Annotated in this window: 21 protein-coding genes; 8 read left to right on the top strand and 13 right to left on the bottom strand. The window is 71.3% G+C overall.

What is annotated here, in order from left to right; all coding sequences use genetic code 11:
* Positions 1 to 11: 11 nt before the first annotated feature.
* From ACFQ0P_RS08935 to ACFQ0P_RS08965, 7 genes are read right to left on the bottom strand one after another with little or no spacing between them, the layout of a single operon-like run.
* Positions 12 to 1,187 (bottom strand): ABC transporter substrate-binding protein, encoded by a 1,176-nt coding sequence (locus tag ACFQ0P_RS08935; RefSeq protein WP_204978371.1) that lies wholly within the window; start codon positions 1,185 to 1,187, stop codon positions 12 to 14.
* A 56-nt stretch (positions 1,188 to 1,243) separates the two neighbouring features.
* The gene (locus ACFQ0P_RS08940; RefSeq protein ID WP_204978372.1) at positions 1,244 to 2,080 is read right to left on the bottom strand and encodes an ABC transporter permease; all 837 of its coding nucleotides are present in this window, start codon (positions 2,078 to 2,080) and stop codon (positions 1,244 to 1,246) included.
* On the bottom strand, positions 2,077 to 2,901 hold the full coding sequence (locus tag ACFQ0P_RS08945; protein WP_204978373.1) for an ABC transporter ATP-binding protein: 825 nt from the start codon (positions 2,899 to 2,901) through the stop codon (positions 2,077 to 2,079). Before ACFQ0P_RS08945 ends, ACFQ0P_RS08940 begins: the two co-directional genes overlap by 4 nt.
* A complete protein-coding gene (locus ACFQ0P_RS08950; RefSeq protein WP_204978374.1) occupies positions 2,898 to 3,827 on the bottom strand; it encodes an ABC transporter permease in 930 nt (309 codons plus the stop codon). Before ACFQ0P_RS08950 ends, ACFQ0P_RS08945 begins: the two co-directional genes overlap by 4 nt.
* Entirely contained in the window at positions 3,824 to 4,840 is a 1,017-nt protein-coding gene (locus ACFQ0P_RS08955) for a TIGR03842 family LLM class F420-dependent oxidoreductase (protein WP_204978375.1), read from the bottom strand. The genes ACFQ0P_RS08950 and ACFQ0P_RS08955 overlap by 4 nt, the downstream gene beginning before the upstream one ends.
* 57 nt (positions 4,841 to 4,897) lie before the next feature.
* A complete protein-coding gene (gene hydA / locus ACFQ0P_RS08960; protein WP_204978376.1) occupies positions 4,898 to 6,331 on the bottom strand; it encodes a dihydropyrimidinase in 1,434 nt (477 codons plus the stop codon).
* Positions 6,332 to 6,333: 2 nt separating this feature from the next.
* The gene (locus tag ACFQ0P_RS08965) at positions 6,334 to 7,182 is read right to left on the bottom strand and encodes a nitrilase-related carbon-nitrogen hydrolase (RefSeq protein ID WP_204978377.1); all 849 of its coding nucleotides are present in this window, start codon (positions 7,180 to 7,182) and stop codon (positions 6,334 to 6,336) included.
* Between the two features lie 184 nt (positions 7,183 to 7,366).
* On the opposite strand from ACFQ0P_RS08965, the gene ACFQ0P_RS08970 reads away from it, so the two are divergent.
* Together ACFQ0P_RS08970 and ACFQ0P_RS08975 are read left to right on the top strand one after the other, a co-directional pair.
* Positions 7,367 to 8,524 (top strand): sensor histidine kinase, encoded by a 1,158-nt coding sequence (locus ACFQ0P_RS08970; RefSeq protein WP_204978378.1) that lies wholly within the window; start codon positions 7,367 to 7,369, stop codon positions 8,522 to 8,524.
* The gene (locus ACFQ0P_RS08975; protein ID WP_204978379.1) at positions 8,521 to 9,159 is read left to right on the top strand and encodes a response regulator; all 639 of its coding nucleotides are present in this window, start codon (positions 8,521 to 8,523) and stop codon (positions 9,157 to 9,159) included. The genes ACFQ0P_RS08970 and ACFQ0P_RS08975 overlap by 4 nt, the downstream gene beginning before the upstream one ends.
* Before the next feature lie 12 nt (positions 9,160 to 9,171).
* Here the strand turns inward: ACFQ0P_RS08975 and ACFQ0P_RS08980 are convergent, their stop codons facing one another.
* Entirely contained in the window at positions 9,172 to 9,861 is a 690-nt protein-coding gene (locus ACFQ0P_RS08980) for a hemerythrin domain-containing protein (RefSeq protein ID WP_204978380.1), read from the bottom strand.
* 148 nt (positions 9,862 to 10,009) lie between these two features.
* Here ACFQ0P_RS08980 and ACFQ0P_RS08985 point away from each other — a divergent pair, with 148 nt between their 5' ends.
* Both ACFQ0P_RS08985 and ACFQ0P_RS08990 read left to right on the top strand, forming a co-directional pair.
* Positions 10,010 to 10,792, top strand: a complete 783-nt coding sequence (locus ACFQ0P_RS08985) for an ABC transporter ATP-binding protein (protein WP_204978381.1) — start codon at positions 10,010 to 10,012, stop codon at positions 10,790 to 10,792.
* A gap of 32 nt (positions 10,793 to 10,824) precedes the next feature.
* Complete coding sequence (locus ACFQ0P_RS08990; RefSeq protein ID WP_378771965.1) at positions 10,825 to 12,255, top strand: ABC transporter permease; 1,431 nt, start codon at positions 10,825 to 10,827, stop codon at positions 12,253 to 12,255.
* Between the two features lie 91 nt (positions 12,256 to 12,346).
* Here the strand turns inward: ACFQ0P_RS08990 and ACFQ0P_RS08995 are convergent, their stop codons facing one another.
* Entirely contained in the window at positions 12,347 to 12,859 is a 513-nt protein-coding gene (locus ACFQ0P_RS08995) for a hypothetical protein (protein ID WP_204978382.1), read from the bottom strand.
* 82 nt (positions 12,860 to 12,941) lie between these two features.
* Here ACFQ0P_RS08995 and ACFQ0P_RS09000 point away from each other — a divergent pair, with 82 nt between their 5' ends.
* Positions 12,942 to 13,574 carry a 2-phosphosulfolactate phosphatase gene (locus ACFQ0P_RS09000; RefSeq protein WP_204978383.1) on the top strand — a complete coding sequence of 211 codons (633 nt, stop codon included), beginning with the start codon at positions 12,942 to 12,944 and terminating at the stop codon, positions 13,572 to 13,574.
* On the opposite strand, the gene ACFQ0P_RS09005 is transcribed toward ACFQ0P_RS09000, so the two are convergent.
* The 3 genes from ACFQ0P_RS09005 to ACFQ0P_RS09015 all read right to left on the bottom strand — a co-directional run bounded on the left by ACFQ0P_RS09005 (position 13,571) and on the right by ACFQ0P_RS09015 (position 15,735).
* Positions 13,571 to 14,065: a SprT-like domain-containing protein gene (locus ACFQ0P_RS09005; RefSeq protein WP_204978384.1), complete on the bottom strand. Its 495-nt coding sequence runs from the start codon at positions 14,063 to 14,065 to the stop codon at positions 13,571 to 13,573. The two genes, ACFQ0P_RS09000 and ACFQ0P_RS09005, sit on opposite strands and share 4 nt — an antisense overlap.
* Positions 14,066 to 14,094: 29 nt before the next feature.
* Positions 14,095 to 14,622 carry a hypothetical protein gene (locus tag ACFQ0P_RS09010; RefSeq protein WP_204978385.1) on the bottom strand — a complete coding sequence of 176 codons (528 nt, stop codon included), beginning with the start codon at positions 14,620 to 14,622 and terminating at the stop codon, positions 14,095 to 14,097.
* A gap of 249 nt (positions 14,623 to 14,871) precedes the next feature.
* Positions 14,872 to 15,735: a spermidine synthase gene (locus tag ACFQ0P_RS09015; RefSeq protein ID WP_204978386.1), complete on the bottom strand. Its 864-nt coding sequence runs from the start codon at positions 15,733 to 15,735 to the stop codon at positions 14,872 to 14,874.
* A gap of 274 nt (positions 15,736 to 16,009) precedes the next feature.
* Between ACFQ0P_RS09015 and ACFQ0P_RS09020 the strand changes: the two genes are divergently transcribed.
* The 3 genes from ACFQ0P_RS09020 (at position 16,010) to ACFQ0P_RS09030 (ending at position 19,752) form a co-directional block, all read left to right on the top strand.
* Positions 16,010 to 17,680 (top strand): ABC transporter substrate-binding protein, encoded by a 1,671-nt coding sequence (locus ACFQ0P_RS09020; protein WP_204978387.1) that lies wholly within the window; start codon positions 16,010 to 16,012, stop codon positions 17,678 to 17,680.
* Positions 17,681 to 17,788: 108 nt separating this feature from the next.
* Complete coding sequence (locus ACFQ0P_RS09025) at positions 17,789 to 18,793, top strand: ABC transporter permease (RefSeq protein ID WP_204978388.1); 1,005 nt, start codon at positions 17,789 to 17,791, stop codon at positions 18,791 to 18,793.
* Positions 18,790 to 19,752 (top strand): ABC transporter permease, encoded by a 963-nt coding sequence (locus ACFQ0P_RS09030; RefSeq protein ID WP_204978389.1) that lies wholly within the window; start codon positions 18,790 to 18,792, stop codon positions 19,750 to 19,752. The genes ACFQ0P_RS09025 and ACFQ0P_RS09030 overlap by 4 nt, the downstream gene beginning before the upstream one ends.
* Before the next feature lie 315 nt (positions 19,753 to 20,067).
* On the opposite strand, the gene ACFQ0P_RS09035 is transcribed toward ACFQ0P_RS09030, so the two are convergent.
* Positions 20,068 to 21,804, bottom strand: a complete 1,737-nt coding sequence (locus tag ACFQ0P_RS09035) for an ABC transporter ATP-binding protein (RefSeq protein ID WP_204978390.1) — start codon at positions 21,802 to 21,804, stop codon at positions 20,068 to 20,070.
* Positions 21,805 to 21,886: the final 82 nt, after the last annotated feature.

Consider the following 21,886-nt stretch of genomic DNA (forward strand, 5'->3'; position numbering starts at 1 on the left):
AACGTCCGGGACTACTGGCCGCCCTCGGTGAGCTCGACGTCGATCGGCGTGTATTCGCCGCCGACCTCGACGCCCTCCTCCTCGAGCTCCGCGAGCGCCTGCTCGATGTACTCGTTCGAGTACGCCGAGTCGGCCGGCTCGGTCGTGATGAGCTCGAGGCCGTCCTGGTTCTTCGCCGACAAGGCGCCGGCGACCGTCTTGTCCCACGCGGCCTGGTCGACGATGCCGAAGTCCGCGCCCGTCCAGATGAGCTTGTTGACCTCGTTCATCTGCCACAGCTGGTGCACGGGGCCGACGGGGAAGGCGGCCTCGGCGTTCGAGGCGATGTCGTACACGATCGCGGCCGCCTCCTCGGGGTTGTCCCGTGCGAAGATCCAGCCTTTCGTCACGGCCTTGAGGAACCTCACCGCGGCATCGGCGTACGCGGGGTCGTCCGCGAGGCGCTGCGTGTCGGCCCAGATGGCGTCCTGCAGCATCGCGCCCTCGGTGTCCTGGTACGACACGACGTCGAAGTCCTCGGGCTGGTACAGCTCACCGGTGTCGGGGTCGACGACCTCGAGGATCTGCGCCCACTCGTTGTAGGTCATGGCCTGGGCGGCGTCGACGTCGCGGTCCAGCAGCGCGTTCATCGAGAAGTCCTGCGTGGTGATGGACACGGTGCTCGCGTCCAGCCCCTCGGCGGCCATGGCCGCGAAGATCTCCCACTCGTTGCCGAATCCCCACGATCCGATCCGCTTGCCCTCGAAGTCGGCGACGGATTCGACGCCGTCGCCCTTCCAGGACACCTGCAGTGTGCCCGACTCCTGGAACACCTGCGCGATGTCGGTGAGCTCGACCCCGGTCGCCTCGAGGGTGCCGAGCACCTTCGGCACCCACGCGATCGCGAAGTCGACGTCGCCCGCGACGAGGGCGTCCTGCGGCACGATGTCGCCGCCGGAGGGGACGATCTCGACGTCGTCGAAGCCCTCCTCCTCGAAATAGCCCTGGTCGAGGGCCACGTAGTAGCCGGCGAACTGCGCCTGCGGCAGCCACTGGAGCTGCAGGCTCACCGAGGTGAGGGGCTCGAAATCCTCGTCCCCGCCCCCGTCCGTGTCGGGGTCGGACGACCCCGCGCACCCCGCGAGTGCGAGGGCGGTGATCGTGAAGACGGATGCCGCGGCAAGGCCGCGCCCGGTGCTGTGTCTCATGCTGATCCTTCCTGGGTGGTGCTTCTCTGGGTGGTCGAGCTGGTGGAACCCGCCGGTCAGGTCGGCGACCGCCTCGTGGCCAGCCGCTCGAGCAGCGAGGTCACGAGGAAGAACACGAGGCCGATGAGGATGCCTCCGAGGACGTACGCCCACGCGAGCGCCGCGCGACCGGACTTGGCGTACGTCGCGATGGCGGTGCCGATGCCGTCCGCGGGTCCGCCGAAGTACTCCGCGACGAGGGCGGCGATCACCGCCAGCGAACTCGCGATGCGCAGGCCGGTCAGGAGATACGGGAGGGCCGTCGGCAGCGTCAGGACGCGGAAGGTCTGGGACGCGCTCGCGCCCGAGGCCCGCAGGAGGTCCCGATGTACGGGTTGCGTCTGCCGGAGGCCGCGGAGGACGTTGACGAAGACCGGGATGAACGCGGCGATCGTCGCCACCGCCTGACGCCCGAACTGGCTCGACGCGCCGAACATGGTGTTGAGGATGGGCGTGATCGCGACGATCGGGATGACCGCCAGCGCCGACACGAGGGGTGCGAGCATCCCGTCGATCGGCCGTGCCGCCGCCGCGAGGGCCGCGAAGAGGATCGCGAGGATCGAGCCCGCCACCAGCCCGACCAGGGCGTTGGTGGCGGTGATCGCCATGTCCTCGGCGATGATCGGCCACCGCAGCACGAACTCGGCGCCGATCGCGACCGGACTGGGCAGCATGCGCGGTGCGGTTCCCGAGGCCACCCAGATGGTCCACGCCGACAGGATGATGAGCCCGACGATGATCGGCGCGACGATGCGCAGCCAGCCGGGCAGCGGCTTCTCGCCCGGCCCACGGGACCGCGTCTTCTTCCCCGGCGGGGCGGGGAGCATCTCGGACAGGGCGGCGGTGTCGGTCATCGCTCGTTCGCCCTCTCGACGCGGGTGCCGTGGAGCGCCTCGCGCACCGCGGTCACGCGGTCGAAGTACTCCGGCGACTCGCGCAGGCCCTCGTCGCGGACGTCGCCGAGCCCCGTCGGGATCACGTCGGTGATGCGCCCCGGACGCGGGCTCATCACCACGACCCGGTCCGACAGGAAGACCGCCTCGGGGATCGAGTGGGTCACGAACACGACCGCGGCGCCCGTCTCGCCCGCGATGCGGGTCAGCTCGGACTGGAGGTACTCGCGGGTCATCTCGTCGAGCGCGCCGAACGGCTCGTCCATGAGCAGCAGCCGCGGCCGCGCGGCGAGGGCCCGGGCGATCGCGACGCGCTGCTGCATCCCGCCCGAGAGCTGGTCGGGGTAGCGGTCCACGAACTCCGTCAGCCCCACGAGCTCGGCGAGTTCGGCGACGCGGGCCGACCGCTCGGCCTTGCCGGTGCCGTGCAGTTCGAGCGGCAGTCCGATGTTCGCGGCGACCGTGCGCCACGGGAGCAGGCCGGCCTGCTGGAAGGCGATCCCGTAGTCCTGGTCGGCCCGGGCGCGCGATGCGGGCTTGCCGAAGATCTCGAGGGTGCCGCTGGTGGCCCCGTCGAGGTCGGCGATCAGTCGGAGCAGCGTGGACTTGCCGCAGCCCGACGGTCCGATCAGCGAGACGAATTCGCCGGCCGCGACCTCGAGCTCCACCTCGGTCAGCGCGACGACCTCGCCGGTTTTGGTCGGGAAGACCTTGCCGACGCCGGCCGCCCGTACGGCGGGCTGTGCCGCGGCATCCGGGATCTGGGGGTCTGGAGCGGTCATGCCGTGGCTTCTCCTCTGCGGTAGTTGGCAAGGCCCAGGCCGATGACGGCGACGGATGCCGCGGCGATGAGTCCCAGCGCGATGGAGCCGAAGGTCGGGCCCCACGGCGCTGCCGGGTCGCTCGAGGCCTGGCCCGCGAGCTGGATGAGCATGCGCCCGATGCCGCCGCGCATGCCGATCGACACCTCGGCGACGACCGCGCCGAGCACGGCGTTGGCCGCCGCCAGGCGGAGGGCCGGCAGGAGGTGGGGCACGGCGGCCGGCAACCGCAGGCGCAGCAGCGTCGGCCAGTAGCCGGCGGCGTAGCTCTGCATGAGGTCGAGGTGGATGCGATCGGGCGAGCCCAGCCCGCGGAGCATCCCGATCGCGACCGGGAAGAACGCGAGGTACGACGCGATCACCGCCACCGAGAGCCACTGCGGCCACGTGCCGCCGCCGCGGTCGATCTGGTTGCCGATCGCGTTGACGACCGGGGCGAAGGCGATGAGCGGCACGATCTGGCTCACCACGATCCAGGGGAGCAGCCCCCACTCCAGCAGCCGCCACCGCTGCATCACGAGTCCGAGGATCGCGCCGACGGCGACGCCGATGATCCAGCCGACCGCGGCGATCCCGAGGGTGACGAGCGCGGCGCCGGCGACCGAGACCCACAGCGGCGGCGTGTCCCCGCCGCTCGTCGGTGCGAAGAGCCGGGCGACCATGTCCCAGATGTGGGGCATCGCACGGTCGTGCGTGCGGGGGAGGATCATGACGCCCGACCCGGACTCGCCCGCGACGGCGCCGATCACGACGCCCTCGGCCGGCCCCAGGAACTTGTAGAGCTCCCACAGCACCAGCACGACCAGCACGCCGAGCGCGCCCCACGCGGCGGCGATCCAGCCGCGCAGCTCGCCCTGGCGCCGGGCCGACCAGGAGATCGGCCTCATGTCTTGGCCGTCACGTGCGCCGAGAGCGCCGGGATCACGGTCTCGCCGTACACGCGGAGCGTCTCCTCCTTGCTGTCGTGCTGCAGGTAGCCGGCGAACTGCGTCACGCCCAGCTCCCGCAGCTGCTCGAGCTTCGCGATGTGCTCCTCCGCGGTCCCCAGGATGCAGAAGCGCTCGACGATGTCGTCGGGCACGAAATCCACGTGGTCGTTCTCGGCCCTCCCGTGGGTGTTGTAGTCGTAGCCCTTTCGGCCCTCGATGTACTGGGTGAGCGCGTCGGGGACAGCGCCGTGCTCGCCGTACTTCGCGACGATGTCGGCGACGTGGTTGCCGACCATTCCGCCGAACCAGCGGCACTGGTCGCGCATGTGCTCCCGGTCCTCGCCGATGTACATGGGCGCGGCGACGCAGAAGGCGAGCGAGTCGGGGTCGCGGCCGGCGGCGGCCGCGGCATCCTTCACCGTCTTGATCATCCACGCGGCGATGTCGACGTCCGCGAGCTGGAGGATGAAGCCGTCGCCGACCTCTCCCGTGAGCTTGAGCGCCATCGGGCCGTAGGCGGCCACCCAGACGTCGAGCTCCGACCCGCGGCTCCACGGGAACTGCAGCGTCGCGCCCTTGTACTCGACGGGCCGCGAGTTGGCGAGCTCCCGGATCACGTGGATCGACTCGCGCAGCTCGGCCATCGTGACGGGCTTGCCGTTGGTCACCCGGACCGCCGAGTCGCCGCGGCCGATGCCGCAGATCGTGCGGTTGCCGTACATCTCGTTGAGGGTCGCGAAGACGGATGCCGTGACCGTCCAGTCCCGCGTCGCGGGGTTCGTCACGAACGGCCCGACCGTCACGCGCTTGGTGGCGTTCAGGATCGCCGAGTGGATGACGTACGGCTCCTCCCACAGGAGGTGCGAGTCGAACGTCCACACGTGGCTGAAGCCGTGCGCCTCGGCGAGCTGCGCGAGCTGCACGGCTCGCGCGGCCGGGGGATTGGTCTGCAGGACGACGCCGAAGTCCATGATCTCTCCTTTCGAGGACCGGTGGTCGAGTGCCGCCGAAGGCGGTGTATCGAGACCTCAGATGAGGTACTGCGACAGGCCGCGCTTGAGGAACCGGCCCTCGCCCGCGGAGCCCAGGTACTGCCCGTCGTCGACGATGACCTTGCCGCGCGAGATGACCGTGTCGACGTGACCGTCGATCTCGAAGCCCTCCCACGCCGAGTGGTCCATGTTCATGTGGTGGGATGCCGCGGAGATCGACGTGTGCCCGTTCGGGTCGTAGACCACCACGTCGCCGTCGGCACCCGGCTGGATCACGCCCTTGCGCCCGTACAGTCCGAACATGCGCGCCGGGGTGGTCGAGGTGAGCTCGACCCAGCGCTCGAGGGTGATCTTGCCGGTCACGACGCCCTGGTACATGAGGTCCATCCGGTGCTCGACCGATCCGATGCCGTTGGGGATCGCGCGGAAGTCGTCGAGTCCGAGCTCCTTCTGCCCCTTCATGCAGAACGGGCAGTGGTCGGTGGAGACCATCTGGATGTCGTTCGTGCGCAGCGCCTGCCACATGTGGTGCTGGTGCCCTTCGCCGCGACTGCGCAGCGGCGTCGAGCACACCCACTTGGCGCCCTCGAACTGGCCCCACTCCTCGCTGAACGCGCCGAGCTGCTCCTCGAGCGACAGGTAGAGGTACTGCGGGCACGTCTCGCCGAACACGTTCCAGCCCTGGTCCCGCGCCCACGCGATCTGATCGACGGCCTGCTTGGCGCTCACGTGCACGGTGTACAGCGGCGCGCCCGTCAGGTTCGCGAGCATGATCGCGCGGTGCGTCGCCTCCTCCTCCATCTGCCAGGCGCGGGCGATGCCGTGGTAGTACGGCGCCTTCTTGCCGGCCTCCGCGAGCTGGGCGGCGAGCACGTCGATCGCGGGGCCGTTCTCGGCGTGCATCATCGTGAGCAGGCCGGTCTCGGCCGACACCTGCATCGCCTTGAGCACCTGCGCGTCGTCGGAGTAGAAGACCCCCGGGTAGGCCATGAACAGCTTGAAGCTCGAGACGCCCTCGTCGAGCAGCCCGCGCATCGCGGCGAGCGAGTCCTCGTCGACGCCGCCGACGATCTGGTGGAACCCGTAGTCGATCGCGCAGTTGCCCCGCGCCTTCTCATGCCAGGCGGCGAGCCCGTCCTGCACGCGCTCGCCGTAGCGCTGGACGGCGAAGTCGATGATCGACGTCGTGCCGCCCCAGGCCGCCGCGCGCGTGCCCGTCTCGAAGGTGTCCGAGGCGTTCGTGCCGCCGAACGGGAGCTCCATGTGGGTGTGGGCGTCGATGCCGCCGGGGATCACGTACTTGCCGGTGGCGTCGACGACGGTGTCGACGGATGCCGCGACATCCGTCCCCAGCAGCTGCGAGCCCGGTGCCAGGACGGCGGCGATCGTCTCGCCGTCGATGAGCACGTCGGCTTCGCCGCGCCCGGTGGCCGACACGACGGTGCCGCCCGTGATGAGTGTGGTCGCCATGGTCAGGGCCTCGCGATCTTCGTGTAGGAATCGGGGCGGCGGTCGCGGTAGAACTGCCAGTCGTCGCGCATCTCGCGGACCATGTCGAGGTCGAGGTCGCGAACGAGCAGCTCCTCCTCCGTGCCCGAGCCGCGCTCGCCGACGAAGTTGCCGCGCGGGTCGATGACCTGGCTCGTGCCGTAGAAGTCGACGGCGAGGTCGCCGTACTCGTTGTCCTCGCGCCCCACGCGGTTCGGCTGGAGCACGAAGTAGCCGTTGGCCACCGCGGCCGCCGGGCCCTCGACCTCCCACAGCCGGTTGGACAGACCCGGCTTGGTGGCGTTCGGGTTGAAGACCATGTGCGCGTCGTTCAGGCCCAGTTCGCGCCATCCCTCGGGGAAGTGACGGTCGTAGCAGATGTACATGCCGATCCGGCCGACGGCGCTGTCGAAGACCGGGTAGCCGAGGTTCCCCGGACGGAAGTAGAACTTCTCCCAGAAGCGGTCGAGGTGCGGCAGGTGATGCTTGCGGTACTTGCCGAGGATGGTGCCGTCGGCGTCGACGAGCACGGCGGTGTTGTAGTAGACGCCGGTCTCGGCCTCCTCGTAGATCGGAAGGACCGTCACCACGCCGAGCTCCTTCGCGACCGCGGCGAACCGCTGCACGATGGGGCCGTCGGCCGCCTCCGCGAACCGGTAGTACTTCTTGTCCTGCGTGATGCCGAAGTACGGCCCGTAGAACAGCTCCTGGAAGCAGACGACCTGGGCGCCCTGCGACGCCGCGTCGCGCAGGAACCCTTCGTGCTTGTCGAGCATCGACTCCTTGTCGCCCGTCCAGGTGGTCTGCGAAATCGCTGCGCGTACCGTCGTCATCCGTCACTCCGTCCGTCTTCGTTGATCCTGTCGAGTCGACGTTTCCCGTCGGTTTCGGCCTGTGACGCGACAGTAAAGCCTCACGGGGGCGGTGGCAATGGTGGGGTGGGCAAACCATAGGATCGCGCGGCGGATACATCCCGAGACGGATGCCGCGGCATCCGCCCTCGCGTAGCGTGAAACGGTGTTCCGCCCGCTGAAGCTCCACCAGCTCCTCGTCGACGTCTCGGTCGCGGCGCTGTTCGGACTCGTCGCGCTGTGGTCGGAGCTGTCGTCCGGGTGGGCGGATGCGGCGGCGCTCGTCGCGAGCACGCTGACGTGCCTGCTCATGGCGGGGGCGCTCGCCGTGCGGCGCCTGTCCCCGGGGCTCGCCCTGGGCCTGGCGTGGCTCGGAGCGATCACGCAGATGTCGTTCGGACGGCCGCCCATCGTGGCCGACCTCGCCATCTTCGGCGTGCTCTACGCGACGGCGGCGTACGGCACGCGGCTCGTGTTCTGGGCGGGGCTCGCCTCGAGCCTGCTCGGCGCCGTCGTGATCACCGGCTACCTCTTCCTCGTCCCCGAGTTCGCCGGGGGGAGGCTCAGTCTGTCGACGCTTCCGCTGGCCGTGCTGGTCCTCGTCGCCGCGGCCTTCGCGCTCGGTCTGTCGTGGACGGTCGGCGCCCTCGTCCGCACGGCGATCCGGGCGCGCGAGAACCGGCGCGCGCAGGAGCGGGCCGAGGCCGAGGCATCGCTCGAGCAGCAGCGCCTGCGGATCGCACGCGACATGCACGACGTCGTCGCCCACTCCCTTGCCGTCGTGATCGCCCAGGCCGACGGGGCACGGTACGCCGCGACGGCCGATCCCGCCGCGGCGACCGAGGCCCTCGGCACGATCTCGACGACGGCGCGCTCGGCGCTCGCCGACGTCCGGCAGCTCCTGACGCAGCTGCGGCACAGCCAGGGCGACGGACCGCAGCCCGCGCTCGCCGACCTCGAGGTGCTCTACGCCCAGGTGCGCGGCGCAGGGGTGGAGCTGCGCGTCGACGTCGATCCCGCTCCGGACGGCGAGCCGCCCGCGGCCGCGCAGCTCGCGACCTACCGGATCCTCCAGGAGGCGCTGACCAATGCGCTGCGGCACGGGGACGGCGGGCCCGTCGACGTGCACCTGGCGTGGCATCCGTCGCACGTCGAACTCGAGGTGCGCAACGGCACGGGCACGGCGGCGGAGGCGCGCGGCTCCGGCCACGGCCTCCTCGGGATGGCCGAGCGCGCCCATCTCGCCGGGGGCACGCTCGAGGCCGGCGCGCACGACGGGCGGTTCGTGGTGCGCGCGCGGCTTCCGATCGGGGTGCCGGCATGATCCGGGTCGCGCTGGTCGACGACCAGGCGCTGTTCCGGGCCGGCATCCGCATGCTCGTCGACTCGCAGCCCGACCTGGAGGTCGTCGCCGAGGCATCCGACGGGCGCGAGGCGCTCGACATCGTGCGCGCGACGCGGCCCGACGTGGTCCTGATGGACATCCGGATGCCGATCATGGACGGCCTCGCCGCCACCGCCGAGCTGCTGGGCGACCCCGATCCGCCGCGCATCGTGATGCTGACGACGTTCGACCTCGACGAGGCGGCCGCGCGCGCGATCCGCCAGGGAGCCAGCGGGTTCCTGCTGAAGGACGCCGAGCCCGAGTTCCTGCTCGCCGCGATCCGCACCGTGCACGCCGGCTCGGCGGTGATCGCGGCATCGGCCACCCGTGACCTGTTCTCACACTTCGCCGGCGCCGCGCCGCGCGCCGTGCCCGACAGCTACGGCGAGCTCACCGACCGCGAGAAGGAGATCTTCGCGCTCGCGGCGCGGGGACTGTCCAACGCCGAGATCGCCGGACGGGAGTACCTGAGCGAGGCGACGGTCAAGACGCACGTCAGCCGCATCCTCGCCAAGCTCGGCCTGCGCGACCGAGTGCAGCTCGTCGTGTTCGCGTTCGAGCACGGCCTCGCCTGACCGCGCCGCGCGTCAGAGGCCTTCGAGGGCGGCGCGGTGCCTCCGGTAGGCCGGCCGGCCGAAGAGTCGCCACGCCAGGCGGCCGGGCGCGGGCATGTGCGTGCGCAGCCACTCGTCGCCGCCGTCGGGCTGAGACGCCAGGATCTCGCCGAGCGCCTGCCAGGTCTGCCCCTTCGGCACGGACTTGCGGCCGTGCTCGCTGAACCAGTCGATCTCGGCAGGGGTGAGCGTGCGCTCCACGACCGGCACGATGTTCTTCTCCTCGTCGGGCAGATGCACGGCCAGAGCGGCGTTGATCCCGTCGAGCGCCGCCAGGACTGCCGCGGCGTCCGCCCCGCTCCCGGAGTGCCGCCACGCGGGCAGTGCGCCGTCCAGTTCGACGAGGTGGGTGAGCATCACGGCGTGCTGCTCCTTCATGCGCGCGACGTGGGCCGCGCACGACGGCGCGCGCTCGTCGAGCGCCGGCCACAGCCGCTCATCCTCCCCGTCGTGGTGGGAGTGCAGCCCGATCGACAGTGTGTCGAGGTGGGCCGCGACCACCTCTGCGTGCGCGGCATCCCCCTCCGACACCAGGCGCACCAGAGCGGGAGCCTCGCCGAACGTGCGGCGGAACATGCGGTGGATCTCGGCCATCCCGCTCGCGTCGCACGTCTTCGGGCCGTCGGGCGAGTCACCGGTCGGCGGCAGCGGGGTCGCGGGCATGGGTTCCTCCTCGTGGATCTGCCGTGACGGTGGACCTGCCGCGACGATAGCGCCGCCGGACGCGCACCGGAAGATCATCCTCCGGATGTAGGCGGATGCCTCGCCCGGCCGACGCGAGAGACCCGCGGCGGTTCCTACCGTCGAAGGCATGGATATATCGACGACCGACCTGGGCCTGGCGGCCCGGGTCCAGCAGCTCACGAAGACCTACGGCGCCGGCGGGAACGAGGTGCGAGCCCTGGACGGCGTCTCGATCGGCATCCGTCGCGGCGAGTTCACCGCGATCATGGGCCCGTCCGGGTCGGGCAAGTCCACCCTCATGCACATCATGGCGGGGCTCGACGCGCCCACCTCGGGTCGCGCGTGGATCGGAGACACCGACATCACCGGGCTGTCCGACCTCGAGCTGACCATCCTTCGCCGTCGGCGGGTCGGGTTCGTGTTCCAGGCGTTCAACCTCGTGCCGACCCTCGACGCGATCGGCAACATCCTGCTGCCGTTCGACCTCGACGGACGGCGTCCCACCGCCCTGGAGCGCGCGCGCATCGACGGCCTCGTGCAGACGCTCGGCCTGGAGTCGCGCCTGCGCCATCGCCCGCACGAGCTCTCGGGCGGTCAGCAGCAGCGCGTGGCGATCGCGCGGGCGCTGGCCACATCTCCCGATCTGGTGTTCGCCGACGAGCCGACGGGCAACCTCGACTCCCGCAGCGGCCGCGAGGTACTCGGCCTGCTCGCCGCCGCGAGCCGTGATCACGGCCAGTCGATCGCGATGGTGACCCATGACCCGGTGGCGGCGAGCCACGCCGACCGCGTGGTCTTCCTCGGCGACGGCCGGGTCGTCGCCGACAAGCCGCGTCAGAGCGCCGAGGAGATCTCGGCGTACATGCTCGCGACCGAGCTCGGCACGCCCGAGCCGGTGGTGCTGTCGTGACCGCCGCGGCGGTGGCGGTGAGGGGGGAGCGGATGCCTCGGCCCGCGGCATCCCGAACCTCCTGGCTGCGCGAACGGGGCATGGGCGCGAGCATCCTCGTCGCGACGATCTCGAGCGCCTTCGGCGCCGTGCTGCTCAGTGCGACCGGGTACATCGCCGCGATCCTGCGCGCCGATCCGTATATCGGGAGCAGCGAGGTGCTCGCGGTGGTGCTGGTCGTGCTCACCGTGATCCTCACGGGAGTCGCGGTGTACGTCGCGGCGATCGTGACGGCCAACACGTTCTCGACGGTCGTCGCCGGCCGCACCCGCCGCATCGCGCTCCTGCGGCTGATCGGGGCATCCGCGCGGTCGCAGCGATCCGAGGTGGCCCGGCAGGGACTCGTCGTCGGTGCCATCGGTGCGCTGCTCGGCCTGATCCTCGGCACGGTGCTTTCCGCAGCGGGCATCGCGCTCGCCGAGCCGCTGCTCGGCATCGACGACGTCGGCTACGGGGTGGTGCAGGGCGTCCTCGTCGTGCCCGCGCTGATCGTCGCGCTCACGACGTGGGCCGCGGCCTGGGTCGGGTCGCGCCGCGTGCTCGCGGTGACCCCGCTGCAGGCGCTCGGGGGGTCGGTCGAGGCGACGCACGAGGCGGTCGCGGGGCGCCGCGGGCGCAACGCGGGCGCGATCGCGCTCTTCGTCGCGGGTGCCGCGCTGCTGGCCGCGGGCATCGCGCTCGGGCTGGTCACGCCGCTCGGGGTCGTCGTCGCGTTCTTCGGCGGCCTGCTGTCGTTCACGGGTCTGGTGCTCGGCTCGACGCTCGTCATGCCGCCCGTGCTGCGCCTGGTCGGGCGGATGTTCGGCCGCTCGGCGACGGCGCGGCTGGCGGCCGAGAACGCGCTGCGCTATCCGGAGCGGTCGAGCCGCATGGCGATCGGCGTCGTGATCGGCGTGACGCTCGTGACGATGTTCGCGGTCGCGCTCGAGACCGTGAAGTCGGTGGTGACGGCATCCGCGGGCGGCGAGGTCGACCCGGAGTTCACCGCCGTCATCGACACGTTCGCGGGGATCATGATGGGCCTGGTCGCGGTGTCCGCCGTGATCGCGGGGGTCGGTCTCGTCAACCTCCTGACGATCGGCGTCGTGCAGCGCCGGCGCGAGCTGGGGCTGCTGCGGTCACTGGGAGTCTCGATCGGGCAGGTGCGCCGCATGGTCGTGCTCGAGGCGGCTCACATCACGATCGCCGCCGTCGTGACGGGGCTCCTGCTCGGCACCGCCTACGGCTGGGCGGGCGCGCAGTCGCTCCTCGGGTCGGTCGCGATCCCGCCGCTCTGGCTGTCGCCGACGTTCGTCGCGCCCGCCGTGCCGTGGGTGCCGGTCGCGCTGATCGTCGTCGCCACCGCGGTGCTGACGCTGGTCGCCGCGGTCGTCCCGACGCGTCTTGCCACCCGCGTCGCCCCGGTCGAGGCCCTGGCCGAGTAGCCCCGGCCCCTTGCCGAGAGGGCGCCAACGACGAATCCGGACCCGGTTCGGTGGTCGTCAGCGCCCTCTCGGCGAGCTGAGCAGCGCCCGATCAGGCCTCGGGGTCGTCCGCCGGAAGGTCGTGGGCCCAGGTCGGCGCGAGGGCCCTGATCCGGGCGCCGCGCCACTGCCACGCGCTCCACAGCACGGGCCACAGGATCGGCGCGGTCGGGCCCCCGATCACGAGCCGGTCGCGCCACAGCGTGCGGCCCGGCTCGCCGGGGGCGGGGGACACGGCCATCTGGTGGTCCCACACATCGAGGCTCGACAGCGGCCCGGTGAGGGGGATGCCGCTGTCGCGGAAGATCCGCACGCGGCCGGCCGGCTCGTCGACCTCCCGCTCGCTGACGTGGATGAGCTGCCGTCCTGCCGGCACCTTCCCCATCGCGGCCAGCTGCACGGGAACGTCGTCGCCGGGTGACCACGCCGTGGGCAGGCCGTCCGGGATCAGGGGCTCGAGGTCGAGGAGCGGCCCGTACAGTTCGGCGACCGCCCGGGGAGAGTGGATGGCCCGCCACGCGGCATCCGGATCGCAGTCGATCACGAGCTTGAGCAGGATGCGCATGCCTCAGTCTTGCATCGTGGTGGTCGGCGCGGCGCGCGGCCGTGCGCATCTCCGCCGTGCGGACGCGTCCTACGCTGGACGGATGCCCGGGCATCCCTTCGACCAGTCCGCCTACCAGGTCCGCTTCGAGTGGGGGGTCGCCGGGCTCGCCCGCCTCGCGCCCGCCGACGTCACGGTCGTCGTCGACGTGCTGCGCTTCTCCTCGACGGTGATCCAGGAGATCGAGCGCGGCGGAACGGTCGCGATGGATGCCTCGGCCCCCGCGGTCTCCCCGGGCGGCGCCGCCGTCGCCGAGGCCGCGAACGGGCTCGTCGTGCTCGGCGCGCTGCGCAACGCCGCGGCCGTCGCGGGGGCGGTCCTCGCGGAGCAGGAGCGGCGCGGGGCGAGGACCAGCGTGGCCGTGATCGCCGCGGGTGAGCTCGAGTCGCGGGAACCGGGCGCGGCGCTGCGGTTCGCCGTCGAGGACCTCCTCGGCGCCGGGGCGGTGATCGACGCGCTCGCGGCACTCGGCCTCGACCACTCCTCGCCCGAAGCCGCGGTCGCCGCCGAAGGGTTCCGCTCACTGCGGGGTGCCGCGAAGCACCTGCTCACCGCGAGCGGATCGGGCCGCGAGCTCGAGGCGGACGGTCGGCGGGACGAGGTTCTCGCCGCGGCCGCGGTGGACGCGGCATCCGTCGTCCCGGTGCTGCGCGACGGGGTGTTCGCGGCTCTCTAGTCGCCGCGCGGGGTCATCGCGGCCAGCCTCGTCGCGGGCGTGATCTCACGGCGGGTCCAGGTGAAGACGTACCGCTCGTCGAACCGCGGCGCGCACTTCGCGCACGACGTGGACCGCGTGGCGCGGCGGTGCCGATACGCCACGTGCCCGGCCGGGCACACCCCGATCCACGGGGCCAGCTCGGTGGCCGTCTCGCCGCGGTGCGTCGTGCCTCCGACGTAGCCGAGGTCGCGGGCGATCGACTTCCACTGCGGGCCGTGCCCGGCCGCAGGCCCGGCGAGCGCGTGGGCGACCTCGTGCAGGAGCGTCTGGTGGTTGTCGTCGTCGTCGTACCGCGCGGCGAGGTACCGCGACACGCTGATGCGCTTGCGCGTGTAGTCGCACAGCCCCGCGCGGCGCTTGGCATTGTCGAACCCGAAGGACCACCCGTCGTCGAGATGGACGTCGATGAGCGCCTCGGCCCAACGGCGCACGCGGTGAAGATCCGACATGGGGGAAGAGTAGATCGAGCCTGCGACAGTCAGCTGGCGACGGATGCCGCGGCCCGGCGCCGGTCGGCGGCATCGATGGCGAGGAGCGTCGACTCGAGCTGATCGTCGGGCACGCCGGACTCCTGGCGCAGGAACAGCGCCCGCTTGAAGTCGCGCCGCGCCGCGTCGAAGTCGCCGGCCTCGTACGCCACCTTGCCGCGGTGCTGGAGCGCGAACGCGGCGATGCCGGCCCACCCCTGCCCCTCGGCCTCTTCGGCGCACATCGTCAGCTCCTGCTCGGCGGCCGCATACGCGCCGCGCGCCTGGAGCACCGTGGCGTGCAGGATGCGCGCCCGCAGCAGGTCCTTGCGGGTCCCGGCCATGCGGGCCACGCGCACGGACTGCTCCGAGATGACGAGCGCGTCCTCGCTGCGATCGAGCACCTTGAGCAGCCACACGCGCTCGAGGAGCGCCGGGAGGCTCCGCTGCTCGCCGATCTCGTCCAGCCGCTCGCGGCACTGGCGCGCGTCCACCTTCTCGCGCAGGGTGTCGGGGTCATACCCGCGGATGTAGCTCACAGAGACTCCCTTCGCCCGTTCTCGCTCGGCTCCGTCCAGTGTGCCCCGGTCGGCACCGTGCGCCGTCGTGGCACGCCGAGCCGCGGCATCCCTCCTCGTTCTCGCGCCCCCCAGCTCACCCGAGCCCACTCCAGATCCTCTCTGTCGTCGAGAACCCGCGATGTCGTCGAACGACCATGCTCGCGGCGTCGAAGACAAGGTCTGTCGGCGAGAACGTGCGAACTCGACGGGAGGACAGGCAGGGATGGGTCAGCGGTCGAAGAGGGATGCCGAGGGCAGGGGCGATGCGGTGGCGTCGGCGTCGGTGGCGATCCGGGCCCCGCGCGCGAACTCGACGACCTCCGCGCCCTGCGCGACCTTCGCCGGATGGGGTCCGGCCGCCATGAGCCGCGGCAGCCACTCGGTGGGAAGGGGCGCGCGGGATGCCGCCACCACGAGGTTGCCGAACCGCCGGCCCTTGAGGGTCTGCACCTCGGCGAGCACGATGACGTGCTCCAGCACGCGCCCGATCGTGGCGACCTGCCGCCGCGCGAACGCGAGTCCCGCGCCGTCGGCCACGTTCACCAGCAGCACCCCGTCCGGTGCGAGGAACCGTGCGGCCTCGGTGTAGAACTCGACGGTCGTCAGGTGCGGGGGAGTCTGCGCCCCGGAGTACACGTCCGACACGATCAGGTCGGCTGCGCCGACGAGTCCCGCGGGCAGGCGGCCGAGCCCCGCGCGGGCGTCGCCGATGCGCACGCGGACGGCGGCGCCGCGGGGGAGCGGGAGGTTCTCCCGAACCAGGTCCCACAGCGCGGGCTCCAGCTCGATCACCTGCTGGCGTGAGCCCGGCCGGGTCGCCTCGATGTAGCGGGGGATCGTCAGCGCACCCGCCCCGAGGTGGATCGCCGTGAGCGGCTGCCCGGGCATCCGGAGCCGGTCGATCACGGCGCCCATGCGCGCGACGTACTCGAAGTGCAGGTGCGTCGGATCGTCGAGGTCGACGTGCGACTGCGGGGTGCCGTCGACGTCGAGCTCCTTCCCGCCGCCGTAGGCCGACGGGACGACACGCGCCAGCGTGCCGTCGGAGAGCCGGACGGCGGGCGTGGATGCCTCGTCCCGCCCGCGCGCCATGGGACCACGTTAGCCCGCGCCCGCCCGGAGAGGCCTGCGGAGAGCGCTCGCCGAATCTCGCTGGTACTTCTGCGCAACAGCAGGACGAGAGTCGGAGCAGATCGATCAGGTGCGCACGATCAAACGCGCCGAAACAGAATCGAGACACAGGCGTAACCGTCGCGGCCGTCCTCGCCGGGTAGCGTCGATGCATCACACCCCCTGAGGGCAACGCGCACCTCTGCTCCACGACGATGTGCAGCCGCGCCCGCACGACCTGGAAGGTGCACAGCACATGTTCCACTCAACGAAGCGCCGCGTCCTCGGCGGCGCTGCCGCGATCGCCATCGGCGCGCTCGTCCTCACCGCGTGCGCGAGTCAGCGCGAAGACGGCGGCGACACCGGCGAGGCGAGCGACGTCGATCCGACCTTCGTGTTCGCGGCGTCGGGCGACATCTCGGGCCTCGACCCGGCGATGGCCAACGACGGCGAGACGTTCCGCGTCTCGCGCCAGATCTTCGAGGGCCTGGTCGGCGTCGAGCCGGGCACGGCCGACCCTGCCCCGGGTCTCGCCGAGAGCTGGGAGCAGTCCGAGGACGGCCTGAGCTACACCTTCCAGCTCAAGGAGGGGGTGACCTTCCACGACGGCACCGACTTCAACGCGGAGGCCGTCTGCTTCAACTTCGACCGGATGAACAACTTCACCGGGGTCGCGGCATCCGAGAGCCTGTCGTACTACTGGGGCAAGCTCATGCGCGGCTACGCCGACACCGGCACCTCGATCTACGGCGGCTGCGAGGCCACCAGCGACACCGAGGTGGTCATCACCCTGACGCAGCCCTTCGCCGGCTTCATCCCGGCCCTGTCGCTGCCGTCGTTCGCGATCCAGAGCCCGGCCGCGCTCGAGGAGTACGCGGCGGACGAGGTCGGCGGCACCGCCGAGGCTCCCGTGCTCAGCGAGTACGCGCAGGGCCACCCGGTCGGCACCGGACCCTTCAAGTTCGAATCGTGGTCGCCGGGCGAGAGCGTCGAGCTCAGCGCCTACGAGGACTACTGGGGCGAGCAGGGCGCCGTGCAGGAGATCATCTTCCAGGTGATCGGCGAGACCACCGCGCGCCGTCAGGCGCTCGAGTCGGGATCGATCGACGGCTACGACCTCGTCGCCCCCGCCGATCTCGGCGCGCTCGAGGAGGCCGGATTCAACCTGGTCAACCGCGACCCGTTCAACATCCTCTACCTCGGCATCAACCAGCTGGCTCCCGGCCTCGACGACCCGAACGTCCGCAAGGCGATCGCCCACGCGATCGACAAGGACCAGCTCGTCGCCCAGGTTCTGCCGGAGGGCACGCAGGTGGCGCAGGAGTTCATGCCGCCCGCCGTCATCGGCTGGAACGAGGACGTCACCACGTACGAGTACGACCCCGAGACCGCCCAGGCGCTCCTCGCCGAGGCCGGCTACGACGAGTCCAACCCGCTGACCATCCAGTTCAACTACCCGGTCAACGTGTCGCGTCCGTACATGCCCAACCCGGAGCAGATCTACACCAACCTGGCCTCGCAGCTCGAGGCCGTGGGCATCGTGCTCGAGCCGGTCGGCGAGGAGTGGAACCCCACGTACCTCGACCGCATCCAGGGCGGCGCCGACCACGGCATCCACCTCCTCGGCTGGACCGGCGACTACAACGACCCCGACAACTTCGTCGGGACGTTCTTCGCCTCCCCCGGCAACGAGTGGGGCTTCACCAACGAGGAGCTCACCGACGCCCTGACCGAGGCCCGCGGCCTCGCGACGGCCGAGGAGCAGGAGGCCGCCTACCTCGCGATCAACGAGGAGATCATGGAGTACCTGCCCGGCATCCCGCTGGCACACCCGGTGCCGACCCTCGCGTTCGCCGAGCGCGTGACGTCGTACCCGGCCAGCCCCGTGCAGGACGAGGTCTACAACATGATCGAGCTGAGCGAGTAAGGCAGCGATCAGCGGGCGCCGCGGCCAGAAGATCGGCCGCGGCGCCCCGCCCGCTGTCCGGCACGTCCCGCGCGGCCGCGGCCGCCCATCCCCGGAGAACCCCACCTCGTGCTACGCACCATCGGCCATCGGCTCCTCCTCCTCATCCCGACCCTCTTCGGGCTCTCGGTCCTGCTGTTCCTGTGGGTCCGCGCCCTCCCCGGCGGCCCGGCCGTCGCGCTCCTCGGCGAGCGCGCCACCCCCGAGGCCATCGCCGAGATCAACGAGGCCTACGGCTTCGACAAGCCCCTCATCGAGCAGTACCTGACCTGGATGGGTCAGCTGCTGTCGGGCGACTTCGGCGTCTCGCTGCAGACGCGCGTGCCCGTCGTCGAGGAGTTCCTGCGGCGCTTCCCCGCGACGCTGGAACTGACGATCTTCGCGATCATCATCGCGGTGGGGGTCGGCATCCCGCTCGGCTATCTCGCCGCACGACGCCACGGCAAGGCATCCGACCACTTCCTCGTGGGCGCGAGCCTGCTGGGCATCACGATCCCGGTCTTCTTCCTGGCGTTCATCCTCAAGTGGATCTTCGCGGTGCAGCTCGGCTGGCTCCCCTCCGAGGGCCGCCAGGATCCACGGATGGATGCCACGCACTACACCGGCTTCTACGTGCTCGACGGCATCCTGACGGGGGAGTGGGATGCCGCGTGGGACGCGTTCCTGCATCTCATCCTCCCCGCGATCGCGCTCGCCACGATCCCGCTCGCGATCATCACGCGGATCACGCGCGCCTCGGTCCTCGAAGTGCAGAACTCGGACTACGTGCGCACGGGCATGGCCAAGGGCGTGTCGCGCTCGACGATCCGCGGGCGGTTCATCCTGCGCAACGCGATGCTGCCGGTCATCACCACGATCGGTCTCCAGGTGGGACTCCTGATCTCGGGGGCGGTCCTCACCGAGACGGTGTTCGCCTTCCCCGGGATCGGCTCCTTCCTCTACCGCGCGATCTTCTCCCGCGACTACCCGGTGCTGCAGGGCTTCATCATCTTCATCGCGATCGGCTACGCCCTCATCAACCTGGCGGTCGACGTGTCCTACAGCTTCATCGACCCGAGAGTGAGGGTCTCATGACGTCCGCGATGCTTCCCCCCGCCGCGAGCGGCGGCCCGGTCGACGACACCGCGATCGACGACGCCGAGCTCCTGTCGGCCAAGACCTCCGGCGGCGGCTTCTGGCGCGACGTGTTCCGCCGGCTCCGCCGCAATCCGAGCGCGTGGGTGGGCGCCGGCATCGTGGCGGTCTTCCTGCTCGTGGCGCTCCTCGCGCCGTGGCTCGCGCCGTACGGCCCCACCGAGCTCCCGGGACAGCGGTACATCACGCCGACGTACATCCCCGGCCCGGGCGAGCTCCCGCAGTTCCCGCTCGGTCTGGACCGCTTCGGCGGCGATGTGCTGTCCAAGCTCATCTGGGGTGCGCGGGCGACGCTGATCATCGGCGTCGTGTCCACGGCCATCGGCCTCGTGGGTGGAATGATCCTCGGCTTCCTGTGCGGCATGTTCGGCGGATGGGTCGACACGCTCATCATGCGCATCGTCGACATCATGCTCTCGGTGCCGTCGCTGCTGCTCGCGGTCTCGGTCGCCGCCGTGATCGGTCAGAACCAGGCATCCCTCATGATCGCGATCGGTGTCGTGCAGGTGCCGGTCTTCGCGCGCCTGCTGCGTGCGTCGATGCTCCAGCAGCGAAACGCCGACTACGTCCTCTCGGCGCAGACGCTGGGCCTCGGCCGCGGCACGATCACGATGAGCCACGTCCTGCCCAACGCCGTCGGGCCGGTGATCGTCCAGGGAACCCTGTCGCTCGCGACCGCGGTGATCGAGGCGGCCGCGCTGTCGTACCTCGGGCTCGGCGGAGACGTGCCTCAGACCGCGGAATGGGGGCGCATGCTGACCTACGCGCAGCTGGAGCTGGCCATCGCGCCGTCGTTGGCGTTCCTGCCCGGCATCTGCATCACCGTCACCGCTCTCGGGTTCACGCTGCTGGGCGAGGCCCTGCGCGAGGCGATGGATCCCCGCACCCGCGCTCGTTGAGCCTCGCGCCCCGCGGCAGCTGCCGCGGGCGCTGGGCCGCGGCGGGGACGGTGTCCCGCGGCATCCGCTGCAGTTTCCGGCATCCGCTGCGTCGCGAAGTGCAGCGTGCGTCGGGAACTGCCGCGCGCGCCGTGCTGCGGCATCCGCCGCCGTGCCGGGGGCCTGCCGCCGTGCCGCGGCATCCGCTGCAGTTTCCGGCATCCGCTGCGTCGCGAAGTGCAGCGCGCGTCGGGAACTGCCGCGCGCGCGGCCGAGAACGCACCTGCCCCGGTGTCCGGCACGCCCGCGGGCACGACCTGCCCGCCCCCGCCGGGCTCAGACGGCGATGTCGAGCTCGTTGCCGGGGATCGACGCCAGGAGGCGCCGCGTGTACGGGTCGCGCGGGTTGGTGAAGATCTCCTCGCTCGACGCGGCCTCGACGAGAGCGCCGTCCTTCATGACGCACACGTAGTCGCTGATCAGCCGCACCACCGCGAGGTCGTGCGAGATGAACAGGTAGCTGAGGCCGTACTCCCGCTGCAGGTCTCGCAGCAGCGTGAGCACCTGGTCCTGCACGAGCACGTCGAGCGCCGACACCGGCTCGTCGCACACGATCATGTCGGGCGACAGCGCCAGCGCGCGGGCGATCGCGACGCGCTGCCGCTGACCGCCGGACAGCTCCGACGGATACCGGCGCAGCATCGTCTGCGGCAGGGCGACGTCGTCGAGGAGCTGCCGCACGCGCGCGGCGCGCTCCTTGGCTGAGCCGCGCTTGTAGAACTCCAGCGGCTCGGAGATGATCCGCTCGATCGAGAACATCGGGTTCAGCGACGAGTACGGGTCCTGGAAGATCGGCTGCACGCGCTGCCGGAACTGCTTGAGATCGCGGCCCTTCAGCGCCGCGACATCCTGTCCGTCGAAGCGGATGACGCCGCTGGTCGGCTCGATGACCTTCAGCATCATGCGCGCCGTGGTCGTCTTGCCCGACCCGGACTCGCCCACGATCGCCACCGTCTCACCGCGCGGGATCGCGAACGAGACGTCGTTCACCGCGACGAAGTCCTCCTTGCTGCCGCGCACCTTGTACGTCTTGGTGAGCCCTTCGACCTCGACGATGTGATCGGGAGTGGATGCCTCGGCCGCGGCATCCGGCACCTCCGCCGCTCTCGGCGCGGTGTCGCCTGCCGGTGCCGACGCGATCCCGGGCTGCGCAGCGGCATCCGGCCGGCGGAAGACCTCGGGCCGCAGCCGCACGGCGGCCACCGAGGGCGCCGCCTTCACGAGCGCCTGCGTGTAGGGCTGCTGGGGGTCCTCGAGGATCTGGCGTGCGGGTCCCTGCTCGACGATGCGCCCGCGGTTCATCACCACGACGCGCGAAGCGCGCTCGGCGGCGAGGCCGAGGTCGTGCGTGATGAGCATGACGGCGGTTCCCCGTTCGCCCGTCATGCGGTCCAGCTGGTCGAGGATCGTCTTCTGCACGGTCACGTCGAGGGCGCTGGTGGGCTCGTCGGCGATCAGGAGCTTCGGATCGCACGCGAGGCCGATGGCGATGAGCGCGCGCTGACGCATGCCGCCCGAGAACTCGTGCGGGTACTGCTTGGCGCGCTCGGCCGCGTCGGGAAGCCCGGCGGCGGCGAGGGTCTCGACCACCCGCTGGTCGACGTTCTTGCGGGTCGCCAGGCCGTGCGCGAGGAGCGTCTCGGCGATCTGCGAGCCGATCTTCGCGACCGGGTTCAGGTTGGACATCGGGTCCTGCGGAACGAGCCCGATGGACCGGCCGCGGATCGTGCGCAGCACGCTCTCGGGCGCGCCCACGAGGTCTTCGCCCTCGAACAGGATGCTGCCCTGCGTCACGCGGCCGTTGCCGGGGAGCAGGCCGATGACGGCCATCGCGCTGGTGGACTTGCCCGATCCGGACTCGCCGACGATCGCGAGGGTCTCGCCGGCGGCGAGATCGAGGTCGACGCCCTCCACGGCGCTGACTGTGCCGTCGACGGTGCGGAACTCCACGGCGAGGTCGCGGACCTGGAGCAGCGGCGCACCGGCCGCGAGACGTTCGTTGGATCGGGCCATTGGTCCATCCTGCCTTCCCGCGCGGGTCGGCGCACCCGCGGCTCCCCAGCCTTTACGCAGTCGTAACGACCGCGCGCGATGA

This window comes from Microbacterium insulae (assembly GCF_042677065.1).
GTDB lineage: Bacteria > Actinomycetota > Actinomycetes > Actinomycetales > Microbacteriaceae > Microbacterium > Microbacterium insulae.